Genomic DNA, 15,775 nt, shown 5'->3' with positions numbered 1-15,775 from the left:
TCAGACAGAGGCGTCGGCCAGCCCTCTGACCGAAGCAATAAACTGTTTGAGTTCGGCGGTTTGCGGATTGGCAAACAACGCCCGGCTTTCGCCCTGTTCCCACACGGTGCCCTGATGCATAAACACCACGCGGTCGCCCACTTCGCGGGCAAAATTCATTTCGTGCGTCACCAGCACCAGCGTCATGCCCTCTTTCGCCAGCTGCTCAAGCACCTTCAGCACTTCGCCCACCAGCTCCGGGTCGAGCGCCGAGGTGATTTCATCACACAGCAGCACTTTCGGGTTCATCGCCAGCGCCCGGGCAATCGCCACGCGCTGTTGCTGCCCGCCGGACAAATTGGCCGGGTAGTAATCCATGCGGTCGGCCAGACCGACTTTGGTCAGCATCTGCGCGGCCAGCTCACGGCATTCGGCGGCGGATTTTTTCAGCACCCGGCGCGGCGCCAGCATGACGTTTTCCAGTGCGGTCATGTGCGGGAAGAGATTGAAGTTCTGAAACACCATGCCCACCGAACGGCTAATGTCACGCGCCTGCGAGTCGCGGTCGGTGATGGTCATGCCGCCGAGCTTGATGCTGCCGTCCTGATACCCTTCCAGCCCGTTGATGCAGCGCAGCAGGGTGCTTTTACCCGAGCCGCTGCGGCCAATGATGGAGATCACTTCGCCGCCGTCGATATCCAGATCCACGCCTTTGAGTACATGGTTCTGCCCGTAATATTTTTGTACCTGGTTAATGGTAATAAGCGGCATTATTTTGTCTCTCCACGCAAGGTTTTCTCGAGGTAGTGGCTGTACATCGACAGCGGATAACACATCAGGAAGTAGCCGAGCGCCACCAGCCCGAAGACTTTGAACGGTTCATAGGTCACGTTATTGAGCATCGTTCCGGCTTTGGTCAGTTCGACGAAGCCGATAATCGACGCCAGCGCGGTGCCTTTGATCACCTGCACGGAAAAACCCACGGTCGGCGCAATGGCGATGCGCAGCGCCTGCGGGGCCACCACGCGCCATAAGGTCTGGCCAAAACTGAGGCCCAGACAGCGGCAGGCTTCCCACTGGCCTTTCGGCAAGGCGTCGATACTGCCACTCCAGATATCCACCAAATAGGCGCTGGTGTAGAAGGTGAGCGCCAGCGCGGCGGCGGTCCAGGGGCTGACGTCGATACCGAACAGGCCGAGACCAAAGAAAGCCAGGAACAGCTGCATCAGCAGCGGTGTGCCCTGAAACAGTTCGGAGTACAGACGCACAAAACGCGTCGGCCAGCGGCGTTTGCCAAGGCGCATCAGCAGCAGCGGCAGGGTCACCAGCGTGCCGCCGATAAATGCGGTCAGCGAGAGTAAAATGGTCCAGCGCGCCGCCAGCAGCAGGTTGCGCACGATGTCCCAGTCGGTAAAAGTCATCATCAGCTGTAGCTCCCAAACAAACGGCGTCCGGCGAACAGCAGCAGCTGGCGCATCGCCACCGACAGCAGCAGGTAGAACAGCGTGGTGACCAGATACACCTCGAAGCTCAGGAAGGTGCGCGACTGAATCAGGTTGGCGGCGAAGGTCAGCTCTTCATAAGAGACCTGCGACACCACCGAAGAACCCAGCATCACGATAATGCACTGGCTGACCAGCGCCGGATAAATACGTTTCAGCGACGGCGGTAACACCACGCGCAAAAAGGTCTGGCGGCGGGTCAGGCCAAGCACCCGCCCCGCTTCCCACTGGCCGTTTGGCGTCACCTGAATACCGGCGCGAATAATTTCAGTGCTGTAGGCGCCGAGGTTAATCAGCATCGCCAGCAGCGCCGCTTCCCCGGCAGTCATTTTCAGCCCCATGCCCGGCAAGCCAAACACGATAAAAAAGAGTTGTACGACAAACGGCGTATTACGAATGGCTTCGACGTAAATGCCCCATAGCGTACGCAACGTTTTATTATTACCGCAGCGGATGGCGGCACCGCAGATACCGATAGCAATGCCGCCAACCGTTGCCATTACTGTCAGCTGGATGGTGGTCCACAAGCCGGACAGCAGCTCCGGCATGTACGGCCACAGCGCGAGAAAATTCAGCTGATAGGTCATGTCGCTTCTCCCCTATCCTGCTCAGGAACCGAGATTCGCAGGCAGTGGCGCTTTCATCCATTTTTCAGAAAGCGTGTTCAGCGTTTTGTCACTTACCGCTTCGGCAATCAGCGCATTCACTTTCTCTTTCAGCGCCGGTTCGTCTTTACGCAGGCCAACAAAACATGGGGAGTCTTTCAGCATCACTTTAGAAACAGGTGCTTTGGCCGGATTTTGGCGGGCAATGGCCGCGACCACTAAGTTGCCGGTGGCGATGTACTGCACCTGACCGGACAGATAGGCCGACAGCGTGGTGTTGTTGTCTTCGTAACGCTGAATTTTGGCATCTTTCGGTGCCACATCGGTCAGCGCCAGATCTTCCACCGCGCCGCGGGTTACACCAACCGTTTTACCGGACAGGCCGGTCAGCGCCGTCATGTTGTCATCTTTGGCGCCAAAAACACCGAGGAAGAACGGCGCATAGGCGTTGCTGAAGTCGATGACTTTTTCCCGCTCGGCGTTCTTACCAAGGCTGGAGATCACCAGATCCACTTTGTCGGTTTGCAGGTAAGGCACGCGGTTGGCGCTGCTGACCGGCACCAGCTGCAACTTAAGTTTCATTTTGTCGGCCAGGTAATGCGCCATGTCGATGTCATAACCTTCCGGTTGCAGATCTTTACCGACCGAACCAAATGGCGGGAAATCCTGCGGGATCGCCACGCGCAGCACGCCGCGTTTCTGGATATCCTGCAACTGATCGGCCATCGCGCCGGATGCCTGTAAAACCAGCAGTGCCGCACCCGCCCATGCCAACAGCCGTTTGTTCATGTTCATAGATTATCTCCGGTGATTGAGTTTGTGAAACGATAGATTCTTTAAATAAGCTTTCTGCAACTAATGTGCCAAAGCGAGCGCCGCAGATGAAATGAGAGATAAGTCGCGTTTTACAGGGTCATCCAGGGAGATAGGCCGAATACACTGCCCGGGTAACCGGGCATGCAGAGGGCATTCAGGGGGCAAAGTGCGCACTAAAAATGGGCGGTAGCACCAAAAAGGCGCGGCTTAGCGCTGTTCCAGTTCGTCGAGGTCGCTGTAGAGGTCAGTAATTTGGTGAATGCGCTGACGGCCTGACGCCAGCATGTCGTGCAACAAGGCGTTACTGAGCAGATTCGCCAGACTCATCGCCGCCGAGTAGGCGTCAAACGCCGACACGCTGTCCAGCGGTGCGGCCAGATGCCAGGTCGCCAACGGGGTAAGCGCCTGCGCCTGCGGTTCGCAAATCAGCAGCACCGGCACGCCCAGTGCCTGTAACTGCGCCAGAATAGTTTTTGCCATGCGCGGCCTGCGGCGGAAGGCCACAAAAATCACCACGTCCTGCGCGGTCAGATCCACCAGCTCTTCGGCCAGCGTCTGGCCCGGCTGCGGCATCATCATCACGCCCGGCCGCACCTGGATCAGTTGCTGGCGCAGGTGCAGCGCCACCGGATAACTGTTGCGAAAACCGAGCAGACGCACCTGACGCGCCTGGCTCAGCGCGGCGATCACGGCGCTGAACTGCGGCTCATCAATCTGGTTAATCCACTGGGTCAGATTGGCCATCTCCTGCTTATAGTGGCGCGACAACAGCGTATTGCCCTGCACGGCGTCACGGCTGTCGGTCAGCGGCATCCCGCTCTGGCGCAGGGTGCGGACTTCATCACGCATATCGCGGTAACTCGGGTAACCAAGGCGTTTAAACAACCGGCTGACGGTAGCCTTGGAGACATGACTCAGCCGCGCCAGCTCTGCACTGTTGTAACTCATCAGGTCATCGATATTGGCGAAGATAAAATCCGCCACCCGCTGCTCCTGCGGCGTCAGCGCCGGATAGTGTTCGCGCAGGCGTTCATCAATCTGTTTCATCTCTTCCGCTCTCTGTAACCAACGTTTCAGCGCAACATACCATGCGCCCTACTTATCATTACAAGACAAATTATTCACAAAAATAGCCATTCTCCGCCAATCTGGAACACCTCTTGCTTGCTCTTATGACGAAGACAGCCATAAGACGCACTCCCTGCACGCGTCGCACAAACAAAAAAGGTGTCATGCATGATCAACAGTAACAGTTCGCCGCTTGGTATGGCGGTCACGCCTCATCATCTCGCCAGCCAAAGCGCGCTGGCGGTATTGCGCGAAGGGGGAAATGCCATTGAAGCCATGGTCGCCGCCGCCGCGACAATTGCGGTGGTCTACCCGCACATGAACGGACTCGGCGGTGACGGCTTCTGGCTGATTGTCCCGCCGCAGGGTAACCCGGTGGCCATTGACGCCAGCGGTGCCGCCGGAACCCACGCCACGCTCGATTTCTACGCCGGTGAAAGCCATATACCACACCGTGGCCCAAAAGCCGCACTGACCGTAGCCGGTACGGTGGGCGGCTGGCAGGAAGCGCTGAACGTCTCCGTGGAATTGGGTGGCGAGCAAAAACCGCTGTCGCGCCTGCTGCGCGATGCCATCCGCTACGCCGCCGACGGCATTCCGGTTACCGCCTCGCAGGAGGCGGCGACCCGCGCTAAACAGCATGAGCTGAAAGATATTCGATCTTTCGCCGAGGTGTTTTTGCCGAACGGCGAAGTGCCGCGTGCCGGACACCGCTTTACCCAGCCGCAGCTGGCCCAGACGTTATCCATGCTGTGCGAGGATGGGCTGGGGAGTTTTTATCGCGGAGAACTGGCCGACAATATGGCCGACAATATGGAAAAACTCGGGATGCCAGTGACCCGCGCCGATCTGGCGGCGTACCAACCGCAACGCCGTACGCCGCTTCGCCTGCAACACAGCAAGGGCGAAGTGTTCAACCTGACGCCGCCGACGCAGGGGCTGGTGTCGCTGGCGATCCTTGGCCTGACCGACCGCCTGCCGCTGGCAACCATGGATGAGAGCGCCACGATCCACAGCATTGTCGAAGCCACCAAGCTGGCGTTCGGCCTGCGTGACCGCTTTATTACCGACCCGAAAATGATGACGCAGGACGCGCAAAGCCTGCTCGATCCACACTATCTCGATGCCCTCGCCACCCGAATTAACCCGCACCGCGCCGCCGACTGGGGCAAGGGCAAAGGCCCCGGCGATACCGTCTGGATGGGCGTGATGGACAGCAGCGGGCTGGCAGTCTCCTTCATTCAGAGCATTTATCACGAATTTGGCAGCGGCGTAGTTCTGCCGGGCAGCGGTGTGCTGTGGCAAAACCGCGGTGCGTCATTCAGCCTCGACGCCGACCACCTGCTGGCGCTGGCGCCGGGCAAACAACCTTTCCATACGCTCAACCCGGCCGCCGCCCGTTTATACGATGGCCGCACCCTGGTTTACGGCTCGATGGGCGGCGACGGACAGCCACAAACGCAGGCGGCGGTGTTTATCCGCCACGTGGTGCAGGGCCAGTCGTTACAGCAGGCCATCAGCGGCCCGCGCTGGCTGCTCGGCCGCACCTGGGGTGAAAGCTCGGACTCACTAAAACTGGAAGGACGCTTCGCCCACACCACGCTGGCCGGGCTGCGTCAGCGGGGTCATGACGTTGAAATACTGCCTGACTTCAGCGAAGCCGTCGGCCACGCCGGGGCTATCGTGCGCCATACCAACGGCATGTTCGAAGGCGCGTTCGACCCACGCAGTAACGGCAGCGCCGCCGGATTCTGATTATTTTTGACAGGGGAAACAGGATGACTGAAATAAAAAACATGACAAAGGGCGCGACCGTAACCGACTGGGCCGCCTATACCCGCCAGATGGAAGCCGTGCTCGGGCTAGAGCTCGACGACGCACGTCGTCAGGAAGTGCTGGTGCAGTTTAGCCGCATCGCGCAGATGGCAGAGCCGCTGATGGCGCTGCCGCTGGACTCGCGCCTTGAAATTGCCGGGGTGTATAGAGCATGAAATCCTGCGAAGATTTGACGATCAGCCAGCTGCATCATGCGCTGCAAAGCGGGGACGTGTCGGCCAGCGAAATCGCCAGCGCCACGCTGGATAACATTGAAAAGAGCGATCCGACGCTTAACGCCTTCACTCACGTCACCCGCGACCGGATGCTGTGCGAAGCGGCGAAGATTGACCGGCTGCGCGCCAGCGGCGGCACTTTACCGCCCCTGGCCGCCATACCTTACGCGGTCAAAAACCTGCTCGATGTAACCGGCGAGGTGACACTGGCCGGAGCCAGCCTCAACAGCAGTAATCCGGTGGCGAAAACCGATGCCTGGACGGTGTCGCGCCTGGCCAGCCAAGGGGCGATGCTTTCGGGCATGCTCAATATGGATGCCTACGCCTACGGTTTCACCACCGAAAACAGCCACTATGGCGTAACGCGTAACCCGCGCGATATCAGCCGCATTGCCGGGGGATCCTCCGGCGGTTCCGCCGCCGCCGTGGCCGCCGGTCTGGTGCATTTTACGCTGGGCAGTGACACCAACGGTTCGATCCGCGTACCGTCGTCGCTCTCAGGTATTCTCGGTCTGAAACCCACCTTCGGGCGGATTTCGCGCAGTGGCAGCCAGCCGTTTGTCGCCAGTCTGGACCATATCGGCCCGATGGCGCGCTGCGCTGCTGATTTGTCGCAAGTGTATGACGCCATGCAGGGCACCGACCCGCATGACGCCTTTCAGGCCGATAAACCCACCACCGAAACCTTCAGCCGACTGACGCGCGGCCAGCAGGGCTTGCGCGCTGCGGTGCTCGGCGGTTATTTCTCCACCTGGTGTGACGAGGATGCCAAAACCGCCGTGCAACAGGTGGCAAAAGCGCTGGAGGCGCAGCAAGAGGTTGAGATGCCACAGGCCGAACTGGCCCGCTCGGCGGCGTTTGTGATCACCGCATCCGAAGGTGGCAACCAGTATTTACCGCTACTGCGCACAATTCCCGGACAATTCGAACCATTATCACGTGAACGCTTATTAGCCGGGGCGATGATCCCCGCCGCGTGGTATGTTCAGGCGCAGCGTTTTCGCCACCAGTTCCAGCAGCAGGTTTTAACGCTGTTCGAACACTGGGATATTCTGATCGCGCCGTCCACGCCATGCAGCGCTACGTTGATTGGTCAGGACATCATTCGCATTAACGATACCGACCTGCCCACCCGCGCCAGCATGGGAATGCTGACGCAGCCGATCTCTTTCCTTGGTTTACCGGTGGTGTCGGTACCTATAATAACCGCCAGCGGTTTGCCGATCGGTTTACAACTGATCGCCCCACCATGGAGGGAAGACCTGTGCCTGCGCGCCGCCTGGGCACTCGAGCAACAGGGTTTGGTGAAGGTATTTACCTCACCGGTGACAGCATAAATTAACCAGAGAACGCAGAATGAAAACAGATAACATCGACCGCCCGGCGATTCTGGCCGAAATGAATGCGGCGTTTTACCGTTATGAACAGGCATTGATCAGCAACGACACCGACGTGCTTGACGAGTTGTTCTGGCACGATCCACGCACCGTACGCTACGGCGTGGGTGAGAATCTCTACGGCATCGACGCTATCCGCGCGTTCCGCGCCGCGCGCCCGTCGCAGGGCCTCGACCGTGAGTTAGTCAACACCACCATCACCACGTTTGGCGATGACATGGCCGTCGCCAGCACCGAGTTTCGGCGCGAAGGCGCTGACCGTGTTGGTCGTCAGCAGCAGACATGGGTGAAGATGCCGAGTGGCTGGAAAATTGTGGCGGCTCACGTCAGCCTGATGGTTTAACATCATCTTGGGCTGCCGCCCAAACCTGCTAATTTTTAAATTCCGATTCAAATTCAAGGTCAAAACCTTGGGTTGCCACCCAAACTGGCCTGAAGGGGTGTCTATCGCCACACCCCTTCAGAATCCCCGGCTCTTAAACTGCGCGCTATCGCTGAATCGGGATGGCCGTGTTTCAGGTACCTCGGTTATAGCCGCAAAATGTCATCGCTCCGCGATTCCCGGCTGCGGGTTTGAGCCAACGGTAAAGACGTTGTCTCGCCACCGACTTGCCGGTGACATTTTTGAATGCGGCCTTGGCTTTTTGAAAAGACAAAAGCAGATAAACAGATAAGCAGATAAGCAGATCGGTTTTGAATTTGAAAAAGCTCCGGCCGCGTTCAAAACGACGTCGAATAAGAGGTGGAAAACCGCGAATCTTTTTTCGCGGGTTGTAACCCGCAATGAGAGAACCGCGGAGCGGCGGAGTTTGCGGCTATCGTCCTGGTCACTGAAACACGGCCATTGTGACCTGCGCAGCTGCTGTTTTTAAAAGAGCGTAGAGTCCAGAGACCCGCGCGATTGCGGGTCTCTGGTCGGTGTGGGCCGACGCCCACGACTTTGAAGTTGAAGTTGAAGTTGAAGTTGAATTTGAAGTTGAAGTTGAATTTAAAAATCGGAATCAAACACCGAAATGTTTAGTCCAATGGTCTGCGATTTCCTGCCGCCTGCAGATCCAAACCCTGTCGTGCGATTCGACATAATCGAGAAACCGCTGTAACGCCCGAAAGCGCCCTGGTCGCCCCAGGATCCGGCAGTGCATGCCTATCGACATCATTTTCGGGCTGGTTTCACCCTCTTCGTACAGCACGTCAAAACTGTCTTTCAGATAGGTGTAGAACTGCTCGCCGGTGTTGAAACCTTGCGGGGAGGCGAAGCGCATGTCGTTGGTTTCCAGCGTGTAAGGAATAACCAGATGCTGTTTCACTTCGCCGGAGTCCAGTTTAACCGGAGTCCAGAACGGCAGGTCGTCGCCGTAGTAGTCGCTGTCGTACTGGAATCCGCCGAATTCCGCCACCAGCTGGCGGGTGTTCGGGCTGTCGCGGCCGGTGTACCAGCCGAGCGGGGCTTTACCGAACAAGTCAGTGAGAATGGCGACCGCTTTTTGCATGTGCTCCGCTTCCTGCGCCTTACTCATGTCCTGATAATGGGTCCAGCGCCAGCCGTGGCTGACCACGTCGTAGTCGGCGGCTTTAATCGCGCTGACAACCTCCGGGTTACGAGCCAGTGCCATGGCGACACCAAAAATAGTCAGCGGCAGGCCGCGTTTCTGGAATTCATTGTGGATACGCCAGAAACCGGCGCGTGAACCGTATTCGTAGAGGGAATCCATCGACATATGTCGGTCGGGGAAACTGGCAGCGCCAATAATGTCTGACAGAAATTGCTCGGAACCGGCGTCGCCGTGCAGGACGTTGTTCTCACCCCCCTCTTCATAATTAAGCACAAACTGTACCGCGATGCGTGCGTTGCCCGGCCAGTTGGCGTGCGGCGGGCGACCGGCGTAACCAATCAAGTCGCGCGGGTAGTTTTCAGTGAAGCGATAATCGATATCAGACATAGTCATCCCTCATATTCAGATTCTCAAAGCGGCCGGAGAGCGGCTTGATTAGCGGATAATCCAGATCGCCGTGCTTACTGGTGGTCAGGCGAAGTGCCGCAAGGGACTCGATCATTTTCACCGCCGCACTGACGCCGTCGATCACCGGGATCCCCAGCTCCAGCGTCAGTTCCTGCGCCAGATCCGCCATGCCTCCACAACCCAGCACAATCGCCCCGCTGCCGTCGAATTTCTTCGCCGCGATGCACTGCTCACGCACTTTCTGCTGTGCCAGCCCGCTGCCGTCTTCCAGTGACAACACCGGCAGATCGATGGCGTGCAGTGCGGCGCAGTGCCGTTCGAAACCGTACTGATGCAGTAAATGCCGGGCGATGGTCAAGGTGCGCGGCAACGTGGTGACGATGGAAAAGCGCGTCGCCAGCAGAGTCGCTATGTGCATCGCCGCTTCGGCAATACCCACCACCGGCGCACGCGCCAGTTCGCGTGCCGCCAGTAAACCCGGATCGCCGAAACAGGCAATGATGTGCCCGTCAACGCCCGCATCGCGCCCGGCTTTCACCTGCTGCAAAACGCCGATGGCGGCAATGGCTTCATCAAAATGGCCTTCAATCGACGGCGCGCCCTCGCTCGGGCAAACCGCCAGAATGGCGGTGCCCGGCGCGGCCACCTGACGGGCGGTCGCCGCCATCACTTCGGTCATCGCCAGGCTGGTATTGGGGTTGATCAGTTGTATACAAAGTGGTCGCGAGGTTGTGGACATCAGCCTGGTTCCTTATGGGATTGAGCCGCGTGTCCGGCAAACAGTTGCATAAAGTCCGGCGTTTCACCGTGATGCGGTTCGAAGCGCAGGCTGGCGACAATGTGCTCGAAATGGTGTGCCATGCTGTCGGCCAGCCCCTGCACATCGCGCTTTCGCAGCAAATCGAGCAAGTCGTCGTGATCGGTACAGCGGCAACCCTGCTGCCACGGCGCGCCCCAGGCGGCAATCGCCAGTGAGGATCGCAAGGTGAGTTGTGATACCGCTTCGGTCAGCACTTTGTTGCCCGAAATCGCCTGCAACTGGACGTGGAAAGCGGCGGAAAGGCGAATCGCCGCTGCGCCGTTTCGCTCTTCATGTGCGCGTTTCTCCTCTTCCACCAGCGTTTTCAGCGCCGCCAGGTGCGGTGGCTGGCAATGGGCGATCACCTGCGGCAGGTTGGCGCATTCCAAAATTTTTCGCGTGGAGAACACATCGCGCGACTCATCGGCATCCGGCGTGGTGACGTGCGCACCACGTTTGGGCAGCAAGGTGACCAACTGCACCGCAGCAAGGCGCTGCAGTACGCGGCGAATGCCGGTGCGGCTGACAGAAAATGCCTGCGCCAGCGCCTCTTCGGGCAATTTACTGCCCGGCAAAAGCTGATGCTCAACGATCGATTTTACCAGCGCGTTGTAAATGTGATCGTCCTTATCCTCGGTAAAATAGGCCGTATTCAGCCCGTTCCAACTGGTCATTGCTGCCACTCCGGTTTTCAATGGTGAGCCGTTTGAATGATTCATCGTATACGTGAAACTCAATTATTGTATACAAAAAATCAATTATGGCCTGGATCCTGCACTGCTTCCGTGACGGTTTTATTTTTTGGATCGCCGCCTTTGCGGCTTCCCTCTTTCGACACGGTATTTATGACAGGAGCACGATTTATGCCAAATCAGGAAATCTCTTCCGCCAGTGCCTCGCCGGAAATGAGCGCGGGCATTATCAAACCGCATTACAGCCCGCGGCTATGCAATGATGATTTAGCCCCGACACGCCATCAAAACTGGAGCTGGTACAACATATTTTCGTTCTGGATGTCGGACGTACACAGCATGGGCGGCTACGTGGTGGCAGCCAGCTTCTTCACACTCGGCCTGTCGAGCTGGCAGGTGCTGCTCTGTCTGTTATGCGGGATCTGTATCGTGCAGATTTGCGCCAATCTGGTGGCAAGACCGAGCCAGCAGGCGGGCGTACCTTATGCGGTGATTTGTCGTCAGGCCTTCGGCGTGTTCGGTGCCAATATTCCGGCAGTGATCCGTGGCCTGATCGCCTTCGCCTGGTACGGTATTCAGACCTTTTTGGCGGCCAGTGCACTGATGTTAGTGCTGCTGAAGTTCTTCCCGTCACTCACCCCACTGACCGTGCCGCACTGGCTGGGGCTGTCGGCCATGGGCTGGATCTGTTTCGGCATTATGTGGGTATTGCAGGCGATGGTGTTTTGGCACGGCATGAGCGCCATCAAACGCTTTATCGATATTGCCGGTCCGGCCGTGTATGTGGTGATGCTGATGCTGGCGGGATGGATTTTGTATAAAACCGGCCTGAGTAATATCTCTTTCACCCTGTCGAGCAAGACGCTGACCGTCGGCCAGCAGGGCTGGGAAATGCTTACCGCGACCGCGCTGGTGGTCTCTTACTTCTCCGGCCCGCTGCTTAACTTTGGTGATTTCTCACGTTATGGCAAAAGCATGAGTGAGATCCGCCGTGGCAACCGCTGGGGCCTGCCGTTTAACTTCTTACTGTTCTCCATTGTCACCGTGGTGATTGTGTCTGGCACCCAGTCACTGTTCGGCCAGATGATCACCGATCCTATCGAGACCGTCAGCCGCGTGGGTAACAGTGTTGCGGTGGCGCTTGGCCTACTGACTATGATCATCGCCACCATCGGCATTAATATTGTGGCGAACTTCGTGTCACCGGCCTTCGACTTCTCCAACTGTTCTCCACAGAAAATCAGCTTCCGTACCGGCGGGATGATCGCGGCCGTGGGTTCCGTACTGCTCACGCCGTGGAACCTGTTCCAGTCTCCAGAGATTATTCACTATACGCTGGACGTGCTGGGTGCCTTTATCGGGCCGCTGTTCGGTATTTTGCTGGCAGATTATTATCTGATTAAACGCGGACATATGGACGTTGACGCGTTGTTCAACGCCACGCCGTCAGGCCGTTACTGGTATAAAAACGGCTTCAACCCGAAAGCCATCATGGCGCTGGTGCCTGCGGTGTTGATTGGCTTGTTCATCAGTTTCACGCCGGAGCTGCACCCGGTGGCAAACTTTAGCTGGTTTATCGGCGCGTTTCTGGCCGGGGGCAGCTACCGTTTCATTGCCCGTCATGACCGTGCAAGCACACCGGCAGTCAGTTTTGTTAAGGCAGAAGCGGAATAACGCCAGAGAGAGGAGGATATTTGCCAGGATGGCAGAAACAACGAAGCCCTGAGTTATTGCTAACTCAGGGCTTCTGAATGTTGGCGGAACGGACGGGGCTCGAACCCGCGACCCCCTGCGTGACAGGCAGGTATTCTAACCAACTGAACTACCGCTCCGCGCTGTGTTCTGGTTAAGAACGGAGCGGATATTAAGGAATGGCCGTCATTACGTCAATGCTTTTCCTGACAATTCCTTTCGACTGAACAGATTTTCAACAAGCCGCACATTTTCAGCGCAACCGCTTACTCTTCCGCCGCAGGTTGTGGACGCCATAAGCAACTGCCGCCCTTTTTCACCACCAGGTCCAGACGCTCTTCGTGCCAGACGATTTCCTGATCGCTGGCGCGGATCACTTTCAGCCCGGCCGCAGGGCGGGTAACGCGCTGGGTGCCCTGCCCGTCAGCGCCGGTTTTCTGATCACCTTCATGGGAGAATTTCATGATGGTCTGACCGCCGGTCATCATCAGATAGACTTCGGAGAGGATTTCGGAGTCAAGCAACGCGCCGTGCAGGGTGCGCTTGCTGTTGTCTATCAGGTAGCGGTCGCTCAGGGCGTCGAGGCTATTGCGCTTGCCGGGGAACAGTTTGCGCGCCATCTGCAGGGTATCGGTGACTTTGCAGAAGGTGTCGGTTTTCGGCATATCGCGCCCGAGCATGCCGAACTCGTAGTCCATAAAGCCGATGTCGAACGAGGCATTATGGATGACCAGTTCGCCGCCGCGAATATAGTCGAGAAAATCGTCGGCGATGTCGGCGAAGGTCGGTTTATCGGCCAGGAATTCGTCACTGATGCCGTGAATACCGAAGGCTTCCGGGTCCACCAGGCGGTCTGGCTTAAGATAAACGTGGAAGTTGCGCCCCGTCAGGCGACGGTTGATCACCTCGACGGCACCGATTTCAATAATGCGGTGCCCTTCGTAATGGACGCCGAGTTTGTTCATACCGGTGGTTTCGGTATCGAGAACGATTTGTCTGGTAGGGGAAGAAATCATATTGCAGTGCTCGCAGCGCTCGTTTATGTCAGACTTGGCTTTTACATTCTGCGGATGAGTCTACCAGAGATGACCAAACAGGTAGAAATTTTCACCGACGGCTCCTGCCTTGGCAACCCAGGCCCCGGTGGTTTTGGCGCAATTTTGCGCTACAAGCAACACGAAAAAGAGTTCAGCGCCGGTTTCCGGTTAACCACCAATAACCGCATGGAGATGATGGCGGCGATTGTCGCGCTGGAAGCCCTGAGTTCCCCCTGTGAAGTGACCCTCAGTACCGACAGTCAGTATGTCCGGCAGGGCATCACCAGTTGGATCCACAACTGGAAGAAACGCGGCTGGAAAACGGCGGATAAAAAACCGGTGAAAAATGTCGATTTATGGCAGCGTCTCGATGCGGCTATTCAGGGGCATACACTGAACTGGATGTGGGTGAAAGGCCACGCCGGACACCCGGAAAATGAACGGTGCGACGTGCTGGCCAAAGACGCAGCAGGCAATCCGACGCTGGACGATGTGGGCTACAAGCCTGAAAGTTAAGTCACTACACCGATCCAGTCTCTCCGCTTCAGAAGGAGAGGCTGGGTTGGGTTCTTCCAGAACACCCAAAGGTTATTCTTTGCGATCTTTGCGGTAACTTTTACTGCTGGCACCCACGGCCTGCTGAATAGTCTGCCGCCGCGCGGGCACTTTCTTGGCCGTCGGTGTCAGCGGTAAAGTACGTTTGCGCGCCACAATCACCGTCATGCATCCCAGCGCGGGCAGGTGCGTACTGAGCATTTTCCCGCCCTTTGGACACCACGGCAGTACCTGAAAACGGTTCTTCACCATCACTTCGTAATTGAGCAAACCGAGCCAGTCAAGCAAACGCATTTGGGTAAACATCCGGCTGACATACGGCTGGCGCTGGCGAAAAAACGGCATCATTTTTCCCATACCCAGCAAGCTTAGCGGGTTAAAACTGCTCAATACCAGCCAGCCGTCGTCAATCAGCACGCGATCCACTTCCCGCAATATCCGGTGCGGATCTTCCGCGTAAGCTAAAGTATGGGCTAACAGACAGGCGTCTACCGATTTGTGGGCAAAAGGTAATTGGTAGTGATCGCCCTGGACGTGCAGTGCCGGTCCCTCTTCAGCGACGTTCACCTGATGGGAAATCGGGCAGCCGCTGGTGTCCACCTCGGCGCTCAAATTGCCAATCTTTAACAGGTGAAAACCGTATAGCTTGCCCCACCAGGCTTGAAGTTGTTGCTCAAGCGCGGCACGGTAATACTCACCACAAGGGATATCTTCCCATGAAGCCGGTGCGATGATTTTTTTACGGGTGCGGGCTGGTTGCATAATTTATTTTCGTCTTTCAAGCGTTTGCCAACATGAGGTAGCTATGAAGCTTATCAGTATTCCCGCCTTCCAGGACAATTACATTTGGTTATTGGATGACCAGAATGGGCACTGTTTGATTGTCGATCCTGGCGAATCCGCACCGGTTTTGGAGGCGCTAAAAACGCGCAATTTAACCCCTACCGCTATTTTATTGACTCACCATCATCATGACCATGTGGGTGGCGTAAGCGGAATTTTAAGGCATTTTCCTGATGTAAAAGTGTACGGTCCTGAAGAAACTGCCGACAAAGGTGCTCGGATAATTCTTAAAAATGAGGATGAAGTGGAAATTGGCGGGGTGAAATGGCGTGTTTTGGCCACGCCAGGACACACATTAGGTCATATTTCATACTACAGCCGCCCTTATCTTTTCTGCGGAGACACGCTGTTTTCCGCCGGATGTGGCCGCCTGTTCGAAGGAACGCCGGAGCAAATGTACCAGTCGTTTCAACAGTTAGCCCAGCTTCCTGATGAAACGTTAATCTGTGCCGCGCATGAATATACTCTCTCAAACCTTAAGTTTGCCCGTTCAATTTTACCAGGGGATGATGATATCGATTCTCATGAGCAGAATGTGCAAGAAATGCGGAAAAAGGGACAACCTTCCTTACCTACAACCCTCGGTTTAGAGCGTAAAATTAACCTTTTTTTACGTTGCGATGATGTTGATTTACAAAACAAATTAAAGCTTAACGATCCCTTAAAACCTTCTTGGCAAGTTTTTGCCCATCTAAGGCATCTCAAGGATAGCTTCTGAAGCTAAAGGTTGTATTTTTGGGCTAAGCAAAGTATTATCGCTCGTCTTTTAAGCAACTAT

17 protein-coding genes and 1 tRNA gene are annotated in these 15,775 nt (G+C 56.7%); 7 read left to right on the top strand and 11 right to left on the bottom strand.

Features of this window, described 5'->3' with window-relative positions; all coding sequences use genetic code 11:
- The 5 genes from EAH77_RS22600 to EAH77_RS22580 all read right to left on the bottom strand — a co-directional run bounded on the left by EAH77_RS22600 (position 1) and on the right by EAH77_RS22580 (position 3,949).
- Positions 1-750, bottom strand: a complete 750-nt coding sequence (locus EAH77_RS22600; protein WP_140475322.1) for an amino acid ABC transporter ATP-binding protein — start codon at positions 748-750, stop codon at positions 1-3.
- A complete protein-coding gene (locus EAH77_RS22595) occupies positions 750-1,400 on the bottom strand; it encodes an amino acid ABC transporter permease (protein ID WP_140475436.1) in 651 nt (216 codons plus the stop codon). The genes EAH77_RS22600 and EAH77_RS22595 overlap by 1 nt, the downstream gene beginning before the upstream one ends.
- Positions 1,401-1,402: 2 nt before the next feature.
- Complete coding sequence (locus EAH77_RS22590; protein ID WP_140475320.1) at positions 1,403-2,068, bottom strand: amino acid ABC transporter permease; 666 nt, start codon at positions 2,066-2,068, stop codon at positions 1,403-1,405.
- Between the two features lie 21 nt (positions 2,069-2,089).
- Positions 2,090-2,881 (bottom strand): transporter substrate-binding domain-containing protein, encoded by a 792-nt coding sequence (locus tag EAH77_RS22585; protein WP_140475318.1) that lies wholly within the window; start codon positions 2,879-2,881, stop codon positions 2,090-2,092.
- Positions 2,882-3,109: 228 nt separating this feature from the next.
- Positions 3,110-3,949: a MurR/RpiR family transcriptional regulator gene (locus tag EAH77_RS22580; RefSeq protein WP_140475316.1), complete on the bottom strand. Its 840-nt coding sequence runs from the start codon at positions 3,947-3,949 to the stop codon at positions 3,110-3,112.
- 189 nt (positions 3,950-4,138) lie between these two features.
- Here EAH77_RS22580 and EAH77_RS22575 point away from each other — a divergent pair, with 189 nt between their 5' ends.
- From EAH77_RS22575 to hpxZ, 4 genes are read left to right on the top strand one after another with little or no spacing between them, the layout of a single operon-like run.
- Positions 4,139-5,725: a gamma-glutamyltransferase family protein gene (locus EAH77_RS22575; protein WP_140475314.1), complete on the top strand. Its 1,587-nt coding sequence runs from the start codon at positions 4,139-4,141 to the stop codon at positions 5,723-5,725.
- A gap of 23 nt (positions 5,726-5,748) precedes the next feature.
- Complete coding sequence (gene hpxX, locus EAH77_RS22570) at positions 5,749-5,961, top strand: oxalurate catabolism protein HpxX (protein WP_241673518.1); 213 nt, start codon at positions 5,749-5,751, stop codon at positions 5,959-5,961.
- Positions 5,958-7,358, top strand: a complete 1,401-nt coding sequence (locus EAH77_RS22565) for an AtzE family amidohydrolase (protein ID WP_140475312.1) — start codon at positions 5,958-5,960, stop codon at positions 7,356-7,358. Before hpxX ends, EAH77_RS22565 begins: the two co-directional genes overlap by 4 nt.
- Before the next feature lie 19 nt (positions 7,359-7,377).
- Entirely contained in the window at positions 7,378-7,761 is a 384-nt protein-coding gene (gene hpxZ, locus EAH77_RS22560) for an oxalurate catabolism protein HpxZ (RefSeq protein ID WP_140475310.1), read from the top strand.
- A 658-nt stretch (positions 7,762-8,419) separates the two neighbouring features.
- Here the strand turns inward: hpxZ and puuE are convergent.
- Genes puuE through EAH77_RS22545 form a run of 3 tightly spaced genes read right to left on the bottom strand, consistent with a single transcriptional unit; the run spans position 8,420 to position 10,852 of the window.
- Positions 8,420-9,358 carry an allantoinase PuuE gene (gene puuE, locus EAH77_RS22555; protein ID WP_140475308.1) on the bottom strand — a complete coding sequence of 313 codons (939 nt, stop codon included), beginning with the start codon at positions 9,356-9,358 and terminating at the stop codon, positions 8,420-8,422.
- Positions 9,351-10,118 carry an allantoin racemase gene (gene hpxA / locus EAH77_RS22550; protein WP_140475306.1) on the bottom strand — a complete coding sequence of 256 codons (768 nt, stop codon included), beginning with the start codon at positions 10,116-10,118 and terminating at the stop codon, positions 9,351-9,353. Before hpxA ends, puuE begins: the two co-directional genes overlap by 8 nt.
- Positions 10,118-10,852, bottom strand: coding sequence for a GntR family transcriptional regulator (locus tag EAH77_RS22545; RefSeq protein ID WP_140475304.1), 735 nt, complete (start codon positions 10,850-10,852; stop codon positions 10,118-10,120). Before EAH77_RS22545 ends, hpxA begins: the two co-directional genes overlap by 1 nt.
- Before the next feature lie 189 nt (positions 10,853-11,041).
- Here EAH77_RS22545 and EAH77_RS22540 point away from each other — a divergent pair, with 189 nt between their 5' ends.
- Positions 11,042-12,544 (top strand): NCS1 family nucleobase:cation symporter-1, encoded by a 1,503-nt coding sequence (locus tag EAH77_RS22540; RefSeq protein ID WP_140475302.1) that lies wholly within the window; start codon positions 11,042-11,044, stop codon positions 12,542-12,544.
- 81 nt (positions 12,545-12,625) lie between these two features.
- On the opposite strand, the gene EAH77_RS22535 is transcribed toward EAH77_RS22540, so the two are convergent.
- Positions 12,626-12,702: transfer RNA gene (locus EAH77_RS22535), tRNA-Asp, on the bottom strand.
- 126 nt (positions 12,703-12,828) lie between these two features.
- A complete protein-coding gene (dnaQ, locus tag EAH77_RS22530) occupies positions 12,829-13,578 on the bottom strand; it encodes a DNA polymerase III subunit epsilon (protein WP_140475300.1) in 750 nt (249 codons plus the stop codon).
- Positions 13,579-13,632: 54 nt separating this feature from the next.
- Here dnaQ and rnhA point away from each other — a divergent pair, with 54 nt between their 5' ends.
- Positions 13,633-14,115 (top strand): ribonuclease HI, encoded by a 483-nt coding sequence (gene rnhA, locus EAH77_RS22525; protein ID WP_431306787.1) that lies wholly within the window; start codon positions 13,633-13,635, stop codon positions 14,113-14,115.
- Between the two features lie 72 nt (positions 14,116-14,187).
- On the opposite strand, the gene EAH77_RS22520 is transcribed toward rnhA, so the two are convergent.
- Entirely contained in the window at positions 14,188-14,916 is a 729-nt protein-coding gene (locus EAH77_RS22520; protein ID WP_140475296.1) for a class I SAM-dependent methyltransferase, read from the bottom strand.
- Between the two features lie 43 nt (positions 14,917-14,959).
- Here EAH77_RS22520 and gloB point away from each other — a divergent pair, with 43 nt between their 5' ends.
- On the top strand, positions 14,960-15,715 hold the full coding sequence (gloB, locus tag EAH77_RS22515; protein ID WP_140475294.1) for a hydroxyacylglutathione hydrolase: 756 nt from the start codon (positions 14,960-14,962) through the stop codon (positions 15,713-15,715).
- Positions 15,716-15,775 lie beyond the last annotated feature (60 nt).

Origin of the sequence: Ewingella americana, from assembly GCF_006438725.1 — a bacterium.
Classification (GTDB): domain Bacteria; phylum Pseudomonadota; class Gammaproteobacteria; order Enterobacterales; family Enterobacteriaceae; genus Ewingella; species Ewingella americana_A.
The sequence above is the reverse complement of the archived record's forward strand: the minus strand, read 5'-3'. Positions and strand labels throughout refer to the sequence as shown.

Excerpts from the sequence above, each read along its gene's own strand:
- EAH77_RS22590 (WP_140475320.1), bottom strand. The coding sequence starts at position 2,068 with ATGACCTATCAGCTGAATTTTCTCGCGCTGTGGCCGTACATGCCGGAG.
- EAH77_RS22585 (WP_140475318.1), bottom strand. The coding sequence starts at position 2,881 with ATGAACATGAACAAACGGCTGTTGGCATGGGCGGGTGCGGCACTGCTG.
- EAH77_RS22580 (WP_140475316.1), bottom strand. The coding sequence starts at position 3,949 with ATGAAACAGATTGATGAACGCCTGCGCGAACACTATCCGGCGCTGACG.
- hpxZ (WP_140475310.1), top strand. The coding sequence starts at position 7,378 with ATGAAAACAGATAACATCGACCGCCCGGCGATTCTGGCCGAAATGAAT.
- hpxA (WP_140475306.1), bottom strand. The coding sequence starts at position 10,118 with ATGTCCACAACCTCGCGACCACTTTGTATACAACTGATCAACCCCAAT.
- hpxX (WP_241673518.1), top strand. The coding sequence starts at position 5,749 with ATGACTGAAATAAAAAACATGACAAAGGGCGCGACCGTAACCGACTGG.
- gloB (WP_140475294.1), top strand. The coding sequence starts at position 14,960 with ATGAAGCTTATCAGTATTCCCGCCTTCCAGGACAATTACATTTGGTTA.
- EAH77_RS22575 (WP_140475314.1), top strand. The coding sequence starts at position 4,139 with ATGATCAACAGTAACAGTTCGCCGCTTGGTATGGCGGTCACGCCTCAT.
- dnaQ (WP_140475300.1), bottom strand. The coding sequence starts at position 13,578 with ATGATTTCTTCCCCTACCAGACAAATCGTTCTCGATACCGAAACCACC.
- EAH77_RS22595 (WP_140475436.1), bottom strand. The coding sequence starts at position 1,400 with ATGACTTTTACCGACTGGGACATCGTGCGCAACCTGCTGCTGGCGGCG.
- EAH77_RS22600 (WP_140475322.1), bottom strand. The coding sequence starts at position 750 with ATGCCGCTTATTACCATTAACCAGGTACAAAAATATTACGGGCAGAAC.
- rnhA (WP_431306787.1), top strand. The coding sequence starts at position 13,633 with ATGAGTCTACCAGAGATGACCAAACAGGTAGAAATTTTCACCGACGGC.
- puuE (WP_140475308.1), bottom strand. The coding sequence starts at position 9,358 with ATGTCTGATATCGATTATCGCTTCACTGAAAACTACCCGCGCGACTTG.
- EAH77_RS22520 (WP_140475296.1), bottom strand. The coding sequence starts at position 14,916 with ATGCAACCAGCCCGCACCCGTAAAAAAATCATCGCACCGGCTTCATGG.
- EAH77_RS22565 (WP_140475312.1), top strand. The coding sequence starts at position 5,958 with ATGAAATCCTGCGAAGATTTGACGATCAGCCAGCTGCATCATGCGCTG.
- EAH77_RS22545 (WP_140475304.1), bottom strand. The coding sequence starts at position 10,852 with ATGACCAGTTGGAACGGGCTGAATACGGCCTATTTTACCGAGGATAAG.
- EAH77_RS22540 (WP_140475302.1), top strand. The coding sequence starts at position 11,042 with ATGCCAAATCAGGAAATCTCTTCCGCCAGTGCCTCGCCGGAAATGAGC.